The organism is Nonlabens dokdonensis (assembly GCF_002162835.1).
GTDB classification, from domain to species: domain Bacteria; phylum Bacteroidota; class Bacteroidia; order Flavobacteriales; family Flavobacteriaceae; genus Nonlabens; species Nonlabens dokdonensis_B.
Genome location: NZ_MAAX01000210.1, coordinates 51,494 through 65,982, shown reverse-complemented (window position 1 = coordinate 65,982; position 14,489 = coordinate 51,494). Strand labels below are relative to the sequence as shown.

15 protein-coding genes, 1 tRNA gene and 1 pseudogene are annotated in these 14,489 nt (G+C 34.0%); 11 read left to right on the top strand and 6 right to left on the bottom strand.

What is annotated here, in order from left to right; translation table 11 throughout:
- The 5 genes and pseudogenes from A9Q93_RS14095 to A9Q93_RS14075 form a co-directional block, all read left to right on the top strand.
- Nucleotides 1–269, top strand: a pseudogene (locus A9Q93_RS14095) (3-phosphoshikimate 1-carboxyvinyltransferase); the annotation flags it as partial.
- A gap of 67 nt (nucleotides 270–336) precedes the next feature.
- Nucleotides 337–1,389 (top strand): tRNA preQ1(34) S-adenosylmethionine ribosyltransferase-isomerase QueA, encoded by a 1,053-nt coding sequence (gene queA / locus A9Q93_RS14090; protein ID WP_303688038.1) that lies wholly within the window; start codon nucleotides 337–339, stop codon nucleotides 1,387–1,389.
- 314 nt (nucleotides 1,390–1,703) lie between these two features.
- The gene (gene rpe / locus A9Q93_RS14085; protein ID WP_303688037.1) at nucleotides 1,704–2,360 is read left to right on the top strand and encodes a ribulose-phosphate 3-epimerase; all 657 of its coding nucleotides are present in this window, start codon (nucleotides 1,704–1,706) and stop codon (nucleotides 2,358–2,360) included.
- Nucleotides 2,361–2,528: 168 nt separating this feature from the next.
- Nucleotides 2,529–3,131 (top strand): MarC family protein, encoded by a 603-nt coding sequence (locus A9Q93_RS14080; protein ID WP_303688036.1) that lies wholly within the window; start codon nucleotides 2,529–2,531, stop codon nucleotides 3,129–3,131.
- Nucleotides 3,132–3,133: 2 nt separating this feature from the next.
- Nucleotides 3,134–3,334, top strand: a complete 201-nt coding sequence (locus tag A9Q93_RS14075; RefSeq protein ID WP_303688035.1) for a hypothetical protein — start codon at nucleotides 3,134–3,136, stop codon at nucleotides 3,332–3,334.
- A 45-nt stretch (nucleotides 3,335–3,379) separates the two neighbouring features.
- Here the strand turns inward: A9Q93_RS14075 and A9Q93_RS14070 are convergent, their stop codons facing one another.
- The 3 genes from A9Q93_RS14070 to A9Q93_RS14060 all read right to left on the bottom strand — a co-directional run bounded on the left by A9Q93_RS14070 (nucleotide 3,380) and on the right by A9Q93_RS14060 (nucleotide 6,106).
- A complete protein-coding gene (locus A9Q93_RS14070; RefSeq protein ID WP_303688034.1) occupies nucleotides 3,380–4,969 on the bottom strand; it encodes a S41 family peptidase in 1,590 nt (529 codons plus the stop codon).
- Nucleotides 4,969–5,397 (bottom strand): dCMP deaminase family protein, encoded by a 429-nt coding sequence (locus tag A9Q93_RS14065; protein ID WP_303688033.1) that lies wholly within the window; start codon nucleotides 5,395–5,397, stop codon nucleotides 4,969–4,971. Before A9Q93_RS14065 ends, A9Q93_RS14070 begins: the two co-directional genes overlap by 1 nt.
- 118 nt (nucleotides 5,398–5,515) lie before the next feature.
- On the bottom strand, nucleotides 5,516–6,106 hold the full coding sequence (locus A9Q93_RS14060) for a HupE/UreJ family protein (protein WP_303688032.1): 591 nt from the start codon (nucleotides 6,104–6,106) through the stop codon (nucleotides 5,516–5,518).
- A 201-nt stretch (nucleotides 6,107–6,307) separates the two neighbouring features.
- Between A9Q93_RS14060 and A9Q93_RS14055 the strand changes: the two genes are divergently transcribed.
- Nucleotides 6,308–8,527 (top strand): response regulator, encoded by a 2,220-nt coding sequence (locus tag A9Q93_RS14055; protein ID WP_303688031.1) that lies wholly within the window; start codon nucleotides 6,308–6,310, stop codon nucleotides 8,525–8,527.
- Nucleotides 8,528–8,532: 5 nt separating this feature from the next.
- On the opposite strand, the gene A9Q93_RS14050 is transcribed toward A9Q93_RS14055, so the two are convergent.
- Nucleotides 8,533–8,994, bottom strand: coding sequence for a CBS domain-containing protein (locus A9Q93_RS14050; protein ID WP_303688030.1), 462 nt, complete (start codon nucleotides 8,992–8,994; stop codon nucleotides 8,533–8,535).
- A gap of 337 nt (nucleotides 8,995–9,331) precedes the next feature.
- On the opposite strand from A9Q93_RS14050, the gene A9Q93_RS14045 reads away from it, so the two are divergent.
- The 5 genes from A9Q93_RS14045 to A9Q93_RS14025 all read left to right on the top strand — a co-directional run bounded on the left by A9Q93_RS14045 (nucleotide 9,332) and on the right by A9Q93_RS14025 (nucleotide 13,523).
- A complete protein-coding gene (locus tag A9Q93_RS14045) occupies nucleotides 9,332–9,745 on the top strand; it encodes a BLUF domain-containing protein (protein WP_303688029.1) in 414 nt (137 codons plus the stop codon).
- A gap of 132 nt (nucleotides 9,746–9,877) precedes the next feature.
- On the top strand, nucleotides 9,878–10,990 hold the full coding sequence (locus A9Q93_RS14040; RefSeq protein WP_303688028.1) for an FAD-binding oxidoreductase: 1,113 nt from the start codon (nucleotides 9,878–9,880) through the stop codon (nucleotides 10,988–10,990).
- A gap of 77 nt (nucleotides 10,991–11,067) precedes the next feature.
- Nucleotides 11,068–12,777 (top strand): FAD/NAD(P)-binding protein, encoded by a 1,710-nt coding sequence (locus tag A9Q93_RS14035; RefSeq protein WP_303688027.1) that lies wholly within the window; start codon nucleotides 11,068–11,070, stop codon nucleotides 12,775–12,777.
- 131 nt (nucleotides 12,778–12,908) lie between these two features.
- Nucleotides 12,909–13,037 (top strand): hypothetical protein, encoded by a 129-nt coding sequence (locus tag A9Q93_RS14030; protein ID WP_303688026.1) that lies wholly within the window; start codon nucleotides 12,909–12,911, stop codon nucleotides 13,035–13,037.
- A 9-nt stretch (nucleotides 13,038–13,046) separates the two neighbouring features.
- Entirely contained in the window at nucleotides 13,047–13,523 is a 477-nt protein-coding gene (locus A9Q93_RS14025) for a PA2169 family four-helix-bundle protein (RefSeq protein ID WP_303688025.1), read from the top strand.
- Between the two features lie 166 nt (nucleotides 13,524–13,689).
- On the opposite strand, the gene A9Q93_RS14020 is transcribed toward A9Q93_RS14025, so the two are convergent.
- A tRNA-Ser gene (locus tag A9Q93_RS14020) sits at nucleotides 13,690–13,774 on the bottom strand.
- Nucleotides 13,775–13,826: 52 nt separating this feature from the next.
- On the bottom strand, nucleotides 13,827–14,489 hold a 663-nt coding region (locus tag A9Q93_RS14015), incomplete at its 5' end, for an asparaginase (protein ID WP_303688024.1).

Sequence of the window (14,489 nt, the reverse complement as noted above, 5' to 3'; positions counted from 1 at the left end):
TTGAAGCAATGAAGGTAGTGGGTTCTCGCTTTCGCGAAAGCGAAATAATAACAACAAACAATTCCATTCACTTACATTTTAAAAAAGAATCTATCTTTAATAACAATGTCATCGTAGATACTTTTCAAGACCATAGAATGGCCATGGCTTTTGCACCACTCGTGATGAAAACTAGTATGATTGTCAAGGATGCCATGGTGGTTACTAAGAGTTATAAAACCTACTATGAAGACCTTAAAAAGGTAAATGTAAGCATTACAGAAATTTAACGCCTGATTTACTTGACAAGGCCTATGCGCAAATTGTATATTTGCAACTTATCTTAAATATCAATTAATGAAGTTATCACAATTTGGTTACGATCTACCGGAAGATCGCATCGCTCAACATCCAGCAGAAAATAGAGATGAATCGAAGCTGATGGTTTTGCATAGAAAAACTGGTGAAATTGAGCATAAAATGTTCAAAGACGTGATTGATTATTTTAATGAAGATGATGTTTTTGTTTTTAACGACACTAAGGTTTTTCCAGCGAGATTATATGGTAATAAAGAAAAAACTGGTGCGAGAATAGAGGTATTTCTTCTTAGAGAATTAAACCCAGATACAAAGTTGTGGGATGTATTAGTAGATCCGGCAAGAAAAATAAGAATAGGGAATAAATTATACTTTGGTGATGATGAAAGTCTAGTCGCTGAGGTGATTGATAACACTACTTCAAGAGGTCGTACATTGAGATTTCTTTATGACGGGAGTTATGAAGAATTTAGACAAGCACTTAAGGATTTAGGAGAAACACCTTTACCTAAAGAGCTTAATAGAGAAGTAGAGCCAGAAGACGAAGAGCGTTATCAAACTATTTTTGCCGAAAATGAAGGTGCTGTTGCAGCGCCAGTTGCAGGACTTCACTTCTCAAAGCACTTACTTAAACGACTTGAGATAAAAGGCGTTAATATGACAGCCGTTACTATGCACATAGGCTTAGGAACATTTGCCCCAGTTGAGGTAGAAGATCTATCTAAGCATAAAATGGATAGTGAGCAAGCTTTTATCAATCAGGAGACTTGTGATATGGTAAATAAGGCTATAGATGCAAAAAGAAATGTTTGTGCAGTAGGAACTACTACCATGCGCACACTTGAAAGTGCAGTAAGTAGTAATGGTCACTTAAACACCTTTGATGAGTGGACTAACAAATTTATTTTCCCACCATACGACTTTACTATTGCAAATAGTATGATTACAAATTTTCATCATCCTAAATCTACTTTAATGATGCAAGCAGCTGCTTTTGCAGGTTATGATTTGTTAAAAGAAGCTTATGAAGTCGCTCTTAAGGAAGACTACAGATTTAGCACTTATGGTGACGCTATGTTGATTATTGACTAATTATACATATTGTTATTCCGCTTTCGCGAAAGCAAAATATATCAAATCCCTACGACTGTAAAGTTGTAGGGATTTTTATTTAATTCAAAGGCGATCAAGGTGCAGTCATTGCTAGTCATCCCATCGTCTGATATTAGTGATATGATTTTAAGGATTACATATTTAGTTCTTTTCAGAATGCTTTTAAGATGTCAACAAATATCACTCTATTAAATAAAGAGGCTAGATAACCTTTACTTTTGAAACTCTCAAAGCAATTTTTTCCTGTTTAAGAATTCAAAAACTTAAATTTGCAAAACTTTTAAACTATAGACATGTCTAAACTTATCGCCCCATCAGTTCTCGCAGCAGATTTTGCTAACCTACAAAGAGACGTAGAAATGATCAATAACTCAGACGCTGACTGGTTTCATATCGATATCATGGATGGTGTTTTTGTGCCTAACATTTCTTTTGGGATGCCAGTTTTAAGAGATATTGTGAAACATGCCACTAAAACGATAGACTGTCACCTTATGATAGTAGATCCAGATCGTTATGTAAAAACCTTTGCAGACTTAGGTTGCGATATCCTTACGGTTCATTATGAAGCCTGCACTCATTTGCATAGAACATTACAGCTTATAAAATCACATGGTATGAAAGCTGGTGTAGCGCTTAATCCACATACGAGCGTGCATTTACTAGCAGATACTATTCAAGACATAGACATGGTTTGTTTAATGAGTGTGAATCCAGGTTTTGGAGGTCAAAGCTTTATTGAAAACACTTACGATAAAGTAAAGAATCTTAAAACTATTATAGATTCAAAAGATGCTGATACACTTATAGAAATAGATGGTGGAGTGACAGATAAAAATGCAAAACAACTAGTTGATGCCGGAGCAGATGTGCTAGTGGCTGGTAGTTTTGTTTTTAAATCAGAAGACCCTACTGCTACGGTTGCCAGCTTGAGACAGATGGTAAATTAATGAACTTACTTTAATGTGACTCAGTCATTATTCTTAAGTTTATTTAAGTTAGAATATGCCTGTTTTGTTTAATATTTCTGGCACTTTCTTAATGATTATTTAACCTTATTTCATAGTCGTAAAACATTATAATAGAAGTACTTTTGCACGCTCAAAACAACCGTTGCAATGGGAGATTTAGGAATTTTAGAATTTTTTACAGCCTTTGATTTCAAAGAGGCATTTACTGCGGGAATGATATTGTTTGCAGTAATCGATATTATAGGAAGTATTCCTATTATAGTTGATTTACGTCGCAAAGTAGGTCATGTACAAAGTGAAAAGGCATCTATTGTTGCCGGATTGCTCATGATTGTTTTCATGTTTGTAGGGGAAAGTATGTTAGGCCTTATTGGGATAGATGTAAATTCTTTTGCTGTTGCTGGAGCGTTCATTATTTTCTTCATTGCTCTAGAAATGATTTTAGGAATTCAGTTATATAAGGACGACGCGCCAGAGACAGCTGCGATTATCCCTATTGCTTTTCCACTTATTGCTGGCGCAGGTACGCTTACCTCTGTTTTGTCGCTGAGATCTGAGTACTCAGCCATTAATATTATTGTTGCGATAATTGTAAACATAGGATTTGTCTACGTGGTGCTTAAAAATTCTGGAAAGATTGAAAAAATAATAGGTAAACAAGGAATTAACGTGGTTAGGAAAATCTTTGGTGTTATCTTGCTAGCTATAGCTGTAAAGCTTTTTACAGCAAATATTAAAGAACTTTTCTAGTTATGAAATACGTATTTTATTTAATAATTGTTTTGGCTGTAGCGAGCATTGTTTTTAATGCTTTAAAACTCGATTTTGATCATCTTTTTCAGGGCGATAGTCAGATAGCAATCATAAGTATAATAGCTGCAATTTGCGTAATAGTTTTAATGAGCATTATGTTAGTCTCGAAGAAAATTGCAGAGAAAGTAGAAGATCGATAAATTTAATAAGGTGATAGATTAAGATCCTAGTAATCAACATTAATGTTAATTCACTTGGGAATTGCTTAACTCTAATAATTTCTCTATCATCTCATCACTTTGATTAAGTAGTTTTACTTTAAGTTCTGTAGTAAATAATTGCTCTGCAAGAGAAGATTTTATAATTAAAGCAATTTCTTCTCTGTAACCAGGTAATTTTATACTGGTGTTATACAGCTGGGCATATTCAATGAATTCTTTCATCATTTCTTCAGTAACCTCGTAAGAATTTAGAAATTCTTCTTGAGGCATATCTCTCATGAATTTCCCGTGGTCTTGAAGGTATCGATTTACAAATTGGTCTGCAAAACCTGTCCTACCAAAGTAATTTAATGTCTGTAAAATATAACCATCTGGGCTAGGGACAAATACATCAGGAATAATACCGCCGCCACCATAAACTATTTTGCCGCCTGGCGTTATACGTTTCAAGGAATCATTTACCTGGATATTATCTTCACTTTGTAGTTCTCCATTACTGTATCTATCAATGTATTCTTTAAAATAATCTTCATTACCATTCTCGTAAGGTCGTTGTATACTTCTACCAGTAGGAGTATAATAACGAGCGATAGTTAATCTTACAGCACTTCCATCACCTAGCTTAATTTCTTGTTGTACTAGGCCTTTACCAAAGCTTCTACGGCCTATTATGGTTCCTTTGTCGTTGTCTTGAAGTGCACCAGCCACAACTTCACTCGCACTTGCACTATTTTCATTTATAAGAATATAGACATCGCTGTCTTCATAAGAACCACGATCTGTGGCATAGCTGTCTTTGCGTTTATCATTTCTGTCCTTTTGAAAAAGTATAAGTTGATCTTCCTTAAGAAATTCATCGGCAATTTCTACCGCAGCGCTTAAAACGCCACCAGGATTATCTCTTAAATCTAATGCTATTTGAGTGGCTCCGGCTCTTTTTAATTCCTTAATGGCCTTTTTAAATTCATCTTCTGTAGACTCTGCAAAACGATTAATTTTTATATATCCCAACTTGTTAGTTAACATGTAGCTGGCATCTATACTTTTAATGGCCACATTGCCTCTTACTACAGGGATATTGATCACCTCTTCATCTCCTGGTCTTAATATTCCTAAAACAATTTTAGAACCTTCTTCTCCTTTAAGCACATTAGTAGAGATAGCATTCTCGCCAAAAAGTGGTTTTCCATCTGCATAAAGTATTTTATCGCCACCTTTAATTCCCGCTTTATAACTGGGGCCGTCTTCTATTGCTCGCAATACAGATATGGAATCTTGGTTGACAAAGAAACGTATCCCTATGCCTACAAAATCGCCACGCATATTATTATCGACATCTTCCAGCTCACTACTAGGTATGTAAACAGAATGTGGATCGAGATTTTGCATGATCTCATTAACAGTAACATCTACTATGCTATCTGTATTAACCTGATCAACATATCGTTGATCTATGAGATCTATGAGTCTATTAAGTTTACGCTTTTTTAAACTGCTAGAAGTGGCTATGTAATCATTACCTATACTGTTTTCATTAAGTACGCTGCCCAGCCATATCCCTATGGCAAATATGATCCCTAAAAATAATGGGTAGTATAAATAACTTTTCTTCATTAATTGACTTCTTCTATTTGTTCAATAATAACTCCGGCTTTTTCTAGAAATTGCAGGCCGCTATCATCTTTATAGCCTTCCATGTAGACAACACGTTTTATACCACTTTGATGAATAAGTTTACTACAGTCTTTACATGGTGACATGGTAATGTACAATGTGGCATCCTTACAGCTTTGGGTAGAGCCTGCAACTTTTAGGATGGCATTAGCTTCAGCATGTAATACGTACCACTTAGTATAGCCTTCCTCATCTTCGCAAAAATTTTCAAAACCGCTAGGAGTACCGTTGTAGCCATCGCTTATAATCATGCGATCTCTAACTATGAGTGCGCCCACTTGCCTTCTTTTACAGTGTGATAATTTGCCCCATTCTGTTGCCATTCTCAAATAGGCGACATCGTATCTATGTTGTTTGTCTTTTTTCAATTTTGATTAACCATTTAATAAGCAAGCTAGTAAATTAAGTCGGTTGTGTTCTACAAGCTTTCTTTTTTATGTAGTTATTTATGTTCCGCTTTCGCGAAAGCGAGACTACAATTCTATTCTAAAAAATCCATCGTACGATTAATAAAGGTATAACCATACCTAGAACGATAGATGATATTATCTGAACCCATTCTTTTTTATTAAATCGGAATAAGCCAGTGAAAATAAAGTTGAGTATGAGCACTACGAGTATTACTAATAGTTGTCCTAACTCGATTCCTAATGCAAATTCAAGAAGCATGAGTAACTTACTCTCAGCACCAGCAGCCAGCATCTTGAAACCATTTGCAAAACCAAATCCATGAACTAAGCCAAAGAATAATGCCACTATTAAGGTAATCCAGTTGTTGTGATCTCTATGTCTATTTCCTGCTGTAAAGATATTGTAAAGAGCTGCAATGGCTATAGTTACTACAATTAAGAATTCTATATAATTACTGTTAAACGACACTTTTCCATAAATAACGAGCAAGAGTGATAAAATATGGCCTACGGTGAATGCAAGACTCAGACCTATGAGTTTTTTCCAACTGTTAAATAGAAAAGGAACCGCTATAAGAATAAAAAATAAAATGTGGTCGTAAGCACCTACATTAAAATTCATAACATGATGAAAACCTTCACTCACGTATAATATAAAATCATCCATTTATCACTAAAAATTAGGGGTTAGTCAAAAATAAGGCATAGATCTAGAGAAAGGAAATAGTTTATAGGATTAAAGAAGATAAGTTGATACTTAAAGAGCAGCTCTGTGGTTTTAAGTTGAAGTATATTATCTAATTAGTAATAGGTAGCCCCATTTATTTTGGATATTTTTGTTTATCGATAAAATGTGCATTTCATATTTATGAGTAAAAGGGTTTTTATAGTATTACTTTTTATTTTCAGCGTTTTGAAGTCTGTCTATTCTCAAGGCCAGACACAGGAGCAATTTTATATAGAAATGGACTCTCTGTTAGATCTTTCTTACGAGCTAGAAACAAATGGAGCATTTAAAGATTCTTATGATCTCAATGTGAAAGCTTTGAAAAAAGCGTTAGATAAAAAGGATCACTATTATACAGCTGTGACCTATGGGTATTTAGGGTATGATTTTCTACGACAAGGAGATACTATTGAGGCTTTAAGTAATTTTAAAAGGGCTCAACGATATGCACTGTTGCAGGACGATCCTATATTGCTAGCTGATGCTCAAGGAAATCTAGCGAGTATTTATTCTTCAGATTCTACAAAAAGAGAATTAGAGGAGTCTTATACAAAAATGGCAATTGCTACATATAAGAAATATAGAGACACTACTGGGTTACAATTTATTTACCATAATTATGCTCATTCATTAGAAGAAAGAAAAGATTTTGATGAGCTGAAGTTATATATTGATTTACTTAATGGACCTCAATTTAAAGATCAAACTTCTGCTGTTTATCGAGCTTCTATTGATAATCTAACAGCACGATATTATCTAGCGTTGAACGACTATAATACTGCAGACTCTTTACTTCTTAATGTAATACGTTTTTCAAAAGAAAAAAACTTTCCTTTAGAACTGGAAGCTGCTTATGACGCTTATGCAGAAAGTCTTTATAAACAAAAGAAGTATGAACTTGCCTACGCTACGAGGCTTAAATTTGAAGAAGTTCTAGAGCGTAATAGGCGTGAAGATTTTGAAATCTCGTTAGATAGAGTGTCGTTTTCTACTGATATGATTCAGTTCAAAGAAGAATTAAAACGCTCCGAAATTGAGAATGAGTTACAGCAAGAAAAGATTAGAAATAAAACAGCTTTAATTTATGCATTAACTGCTCTCACTTTAGCTATACTTCTAGGTTTGTATTTTACCATACAACTATCCAGAAAAAGGAAACAGCTTAACAATGCGCTAAAAGAAAAAAATAAACTCTATTTAAAAGAAAAAAATAGAGCTGAGAAGCTAGCACTCGCCAAAAGTGATTTTTTTAGTACGGTAAGTCATGAATTGAGAACCCCATTGTACGGAGTTATAGGGTTAACAAATATCTTAATGGAGAACAACAAAAATGAGGCTATCAAAGAGGATATAAAATCATTAAAATTCTCTGCTGATTATTTGCTTGCCTTAGTTAATGACGTTTTACAAGTTAACAAGATAGATTCTAATAAACATGAGGATGAGTCTGTTGATTTTGATTTATCTGAGCTTATCAATAAAATTGTTTCTTCTTTTGAGTACATGAGACGTCAAAATAAAAACCTGATCAAAATTCAAGTGGCTAATGACGTTCCTAAACGTATTCATGGCAATGCAGTGCGTTTATCTCAAATTTTAATGAACTTAATAGGGAATGCTGCAAAATTTACAGAAAACGGTATTATAATTATTGAGGTTACGGTCAAGAAAATAACCAGCAATAATGTGCTATTGCATTTTTCTATTAGAGACAACGGGCAAGGAATAGCAGCTAGTAAAATAGAGCAAATATTTGAAGAATTTAAACAAGGCGATTCTCATAGTTATAATTATCAAGGGACAGGATTAGGTTTGCCCATTGTTAAGCGCTTGTTAGATCTTTCTGGTTCTCATATTGTTCTTGAAACCAAAGAAGGAAAGGGATCTATCTTTTCATTTGACTTGAAATACGACCTTGCTCAACAATTAGAGGATAAGAAAACCACTCAAAAGAATCATTACTTATTAGAAACAGGTATTCTTAAAGACAAGAAAATCCTTATCGCAGAAGATAACCGTATCAATCAAATGGTTACTAAAAAGATTCTAGAAAAAGATGGTGTAATTTGTACCGTAGTAGAAAATGGACAGGAAGCTATAGAAGAGGTTACTAATAGCTCTTATGATCTAATTTTAATGGATATTAATATGCCCATTTTAAACGGTATAGAAGCAACTCAAGAAATAAGAAAAACCAGCTCTATTCCTATACTTGCGCTTACTGCAGTTGAAATAGAAGAAATCAGACAGAGTATTCTAGATGCTGGTATGAATGATTTTATCGTAAAGCCGTATGATGTATCTAGGTTCAAACAGCTTATAATAAAAAGCATAATAGAGTATCAAAATAAACAAGGTTAAAAAGCTTATCGCCACTGATCACCTTTTAATTGAGTTGCTGCTATAATTACATCCATTCTTGAAATTTGACCTATAAGTTTTCCTTCACTAGTTACAGGGAAACGCCTGTGGCCAGTTTTTAAAAATCGTGCTGCTGCATCAAAGATATCTGCATCTTCATCTATTGTTGCAGGTTGTAAAGACATGTAGTCACTAACAAGCCTGTTCCCTACGGGCATGTTATGGTACCTACTTTCACCTATCACGTGCATTAAATCAGTATCGCTTATTATTCCTACTAGTTGTTTCTTATCGTTTACTACAGGACCGCCAGTAATTCTTTGCTTTAACAAAGTTTCCATGACTTCGGTAATACCTTGGTTAGGAGAGAAGGTAATGAGCTTACGAGTCATAAAATCTTTTACTTGAAATTTTTGAGGTGCGTTAGCAGTGGTCTCACGTTTACCCATAAAATTTTTAATTCCCATAGCGTAGTTGTTTAAAATTGAGGTATTAATATAGTGAAATTTTATGAACTTCTATCATCGTTTTTTTGTAGGAAAGCTATCTAAGTGTTATGTCATTTTTCAATTTTTTCAACTTTCATAAATTGATGTTCATTAGATTTAAAGGTCAGTTTTTAATGGCTTTTATTAATTTTTACAGGATTTTTATTTTGTAAGAATTCACTTTTAAATATTTTAATATTTATAAAGTTATGTTTAATTTTATATCATTATTTGATAGATAAACTTCAATTATTTAGCGATCTGCTTTTGTTTTTTTTAGACATTTTGTTAGGTTTGTTATACCGATAACTGATTAATGAATTCCATTTATACCATATGCTACGTAAGTAAAGTAGCACCTAATTTGTCAGATAAAGACATCCAAGATTTATTCAAATTCACCGCTACTATTAATAATAAGAATAAGATAAGTGGTATACTTTTGCATTCACTAGATAACTTTTTTCAAGTGCTAGAAGGTGATGAAAAATGTCTTAAAGACCTTTATAATAAAATTAAAGAAGATCCTAGGCATTATGAACTTTATGAAGTTTATAATAAGAAGACTATTCATCCCGTTTTCTCCAATTACAAATCAACCTTTGATATTGTAAAAACGGCAACAGATTTAAAATTAGTTCTTGCTTATCTTAATCAAGACATCGCTAATAGCACAAATCGTAAGTTAAAACGACTTCTCACTCCTTTTGATTTACTTGGGGACTTTTAATTCACCTCCAATATAATCGTCCATATTACATCGACAGTTGTTATAGGCCTTTCAAAAAGACAGATTCTTAAGTTGTTCTTTGAGTATAAAGAGGAGTCATATATTTGAGTATAACACCGTTAAACTATACACATGAACTTATCCTATTGGGAATTAAAATCCTGGCTTTCAAACGTTGATTTTACAATCGTAGGCAGCGGTATTGTAGGACTTACCTGTGCATTGCAGTTAAGGGCAAGATATCCAGAATCAAACATTCTATTATTAGAAAAAGGAATACTGCCGCAAGGAGCTAGCACAAAAAACGCAGGTTTTGCGTGTTTTGGAAGTCTCAGTGAATTAATAGACGACTTACAGCATCATACTGAAGAACAAGTTTTGCACCTAGTACGACAACGCATTGAAGGGTTGCGTGTGTTACGTTCTGCCTTAGGAGATAGAGCTATAGATTATCAGCAATTAGGTGGATATGAATTATTCTTGAATAAAGATGAGCAGTTACTAGAAACCTGTATGCATCAATTAGATGCTATTAATTCATTATTACACCCTATTTATAGTGAACCAGTCTTTGAATGGAAGGAAAGATCATTTGGGTTCCAGAACATTAATCAGAAATTTAGTTTTAACAAATTTGAAGGTCAGATAGACACTGGAAAAATGATGTACAACCTTATGAATAGCGTCTTAAAACAAAACATAAAAGTTTTAAATGCCACTACAGTAGAACAACTTGTGGATGCCGGTAATAAAGTGCATGTAAAAACAAACCATTTTGATTTTTTTTCCTCTAAAGTATTTATCGCCACTAATGGGTTTGCATCACAGTTATTAAAGGAGGATGTAAAACCTGCACGGGCACAAGTCTTGATTACAAAACCTATCAAAGATTTAGAAATTAAAGGAACTTTTCATCTCGATAGAGGATTTTATTATTTTAGAAATATTGATAATAGGATATTAATTGGTGGTGGTAGGAATTTAGATGTTGATGGAGAAACTACTACAGATTTTGCACTTTCAGATCCAATACAAGATCGTTTAGAACAGCTTCTTAAAACGACGGTTTTACCTGGCATCTCTTTTGATATTGCCCACCGTTGGACAGGAATCATGGGTGTAGGGTCTAGTAAAAATCCCGTGGTAAAACAAGTAGGTAATAATATATATTGCGGTGTGCGATTAGGTGGCATGGGCGTTGCTATTGGGAGCTCAATTGGTAAAAGATTGGCCCAGCTTTATTGAGTAATATAATCTATTTAATTGGACTATTTATCATGCTATTAACAAGTAGTTCTTCAGTAAAGTAGTAACATTAGTCCATGAAAAAAATAGCAATAATAGGATGTGGTCCTAGAGGTTTACATAGTTTAGAGTGTTTACTGTTATCGCTTTCGCGAAAGCGAGATCAACCACAGATAAATATTTCTATATATGAAAAAGAACCCTATTTAGGTAGCGGTCAAGTATGGAGCCTAGATCAACCAGATTCTAACTGGTTAAACATAGCAGATAGAGCGTTAGCAAATTTAAAAGGTCGAGAAAAAATTGATTTTTCATCTTTTCAAATACCAGCTTTTCCATCATTCATAAGGTGGATGGAAGATGTTTATGATCATTACCTTGATGAAGAAGTAGACGCTTTTCCATCGCGTAATAAGATGGGGCGTTACTTAAATGAAAGGTTTAAGTCTATTGCAGAAGTACTGATCAAGCAAGATATACTAGCTATAAATGTAACTCTAGTCACGCAAGTAAAGTTCTTAAATCATAAATTCTTAGTAACTGATACGTCTGGTCAAGAATGTGAATTTGATGAGTGTTTACTAACCATAGGTCACCAGTCTACAGAGGATGATTCACAAATAGCTTCATGGAAAGTAGATTGTGAGAAAAGCAGTAAAATTCTTTATGATAACCCATATGAAAGTAAGCTAATTCATCAAATAGATCCAGATGTTACGGTAGGTTTAAGAGGTTTTGGTCTAGCGATGATTGATATCATGAGACAACTGACCATAGAAAAAGGAGCAAGGTTCAAAAAAACTCACAATAGTTGGAAACTGAATTATTTGCCTAGTGAAACGTCTATTCAAAAAATAATTCCTTTCTCAATAGACGGATTACCTTTAGTTCCTAAACCACTAGGTAAAAAAGTGGATGTTTTTTTTAAACCATCTGAGTTACAGATGGAAGAGTTTAAAAACAAAATAGGCAATTCTTTGATTGAAGCTTCATCGCTCAATAATATTGAGTTTTTGTTAGATGCATTTGTACCTATTGCAGTAAATAAATTCATAGAACATCCTTTTTCAAAGGTACAAGAAGATCAAGTTACAGTGGAAATAGTAGCAAAGGAGTGGCTTAATGATATGAGTTACGAACACGACTTAATTTTGAATACTAAAATTGATACCAAATCATACATCACTCAAACTATAGAAATGTCTTTAGGTTTAAGTGCGGTAACTTTAGATTATGTTCTAGGTCAGGTCTGGAGGCATTTTCAACCTACGATGTACGATCTATTCTCTCATTGCGATCTTCATGATTTAGTCATGGCTCAAGTCATAGCTTTAGATGAAAGCACAAAGCGTTATTCATATGGGCCGCCGGTAGAGAGTATGATGCAGTTACTTTCTTTAATAGAAAACAATATTATTAATACAGATTTCTTAGCAAATCCTAATATAACCTGCAAAGAAGATTACTGGCTTGTTTCTAAAGGAGAAAATTCGGTACAATGTGCGGTTATGATAAATACAGTTTTAAATCCGCCTCAATTGAGTGAGATCAATAGCGATCTAGTTAAAAGCCTTTTAGAAGATGACTTGCTAGAGCCAGTAACATCAGATTTAGGTATTGCTACAAAAGAAAATGGCACTATTCAATTGTCTCACAAGAATGATGATATTCAACTAGCTGCCTTAGGTCGCAATTGTAAAGGAAGTGTTATGGGTGTAGATGCAATTTTAGAATGTTTCGGTGATAGGATTCATAAATGGAGTAATGATATTGTAAACAGATTATAGCTATTTGTTAAAAATTATGTGAAATTAGTTGCTTTTTATTAGTTAAATTATGAATGTGTTAATGTTTACTTGTTAAACAGTGCTAAAATCTAATTAAGAGCCTTGACTCATTGTTATATTTAAATAAAAACATGAAAAAGTTCTTTAGAGTATTAACCGTCGCACAACTCGCTTTACAGGCTTATAACTATTACATGGAGCACAAGCGTAACAAAGAGGTTAAGGAAATGAATAAAAAGTTAGAAAAAATAACACATTAAAAAAACAATATGGAAACTACCAGAGAAGAAGCAAAGCAACTAGCACACGATGAAACAGTAAATGCACTTAATCAATTGTTAGAAAAGAACTATGATGCTGAGCAAGGCTATAAAAATGCATTACTAGATACAGATAATGATAGATTGAAGACTTATTTTAAACGACAAGCGGCTAGCAGAAGTCAAAATGCAAATGAACTTGATAAGGCGATTAGAGATTTAAATGCTACACCGGTTCAATCAGGAAGCACTGAAGGAGCAATTCATAGAACATGGATGGATTTTAAAACGGCGATCGTAGGAAAGGATGACGAAGCTATTTTAGAAGAATGTATACGTGGTGATAAAGCTGCAGTAAGTGAATACAAAGAAGTATTAGAAAATGAAAATTACTTACATGAAACTAAGGATGTGGTACGTTACCAGCTCAACGGTATTCAAAACACACTAGATACTATAAAGAAGTTAGAAGATATAGTAGATTAATTACTATCATTTTAAACGTGAAAGCTCTAGTTCATTCTAGAGCTTTTTTTATGTACGATAATTGCACATTCTCTTTTGAATCAAAGATCTAAATGATGTTTTTAAAATTGAGAACAAAATAAAAGGAGCAAACAAGCTAAGACTGTGCTCCTTAAATTAATTGTAGTAGTGAGGAAGGGATTCGAACCCTCGAAACGTTTCCGTTTACACGCTTTCCAGGCGTGCGCCTTCGACCGCTCGGCCACCTCACTTTAAATTGAGTTTGCAATAATACGGTAATATTAGCCTTTGACCAATTTTTAATCAGTCAATAGAATCTGTAATCTCACCTCTCAATGAAGTTTCAAAATATTCTTTGAAATCTTCACGAGTTTTGGTATGCTGTAATAGATACATCATTTTAGGCAACGCCGCTTCTGTGGTAATATCCTTTCCAGACACTACACCTATTTTCATGAGTTGGGTACTAGTTTCATATTTACCCATACTTACCGCACCACCTTTACATTGTGTCACATTCACTATCCTAATGTTTTTAAGTAGGGCTTCTTGAAGTAGATGGATAAACCAGCTTTGCGTTAGAGCATTTCCGCTTCCGTAAGTTTCCAGTATAATGCCTTTTAAGCCTTTGATATTACATATAGATTTAACGACCTCTTCGGTAATACCAGGAAATAGTTTAAGAACCACTACTGCATCCACAAAGTCAGGACGGTAGTTCATACGATTGTCTTCTTCTCTGGTGCTTATTTTTGATTCCGCTTTCGCGAAAGCGGTACTATTAACTTGTAACGAAGGATCCACTAACTTGCGTTCCCACAACAGACTGGTATCTATGTTTAAATGTACACCACTAATGGCGAGAGGTGGATAATTAGGAGAACTGAATGCCTCAAAATGCTCTGCATTTATTTTAGTGGTGCGGTTTGCACGGTATAATTGATACTCAAAATAGATGCATACTTC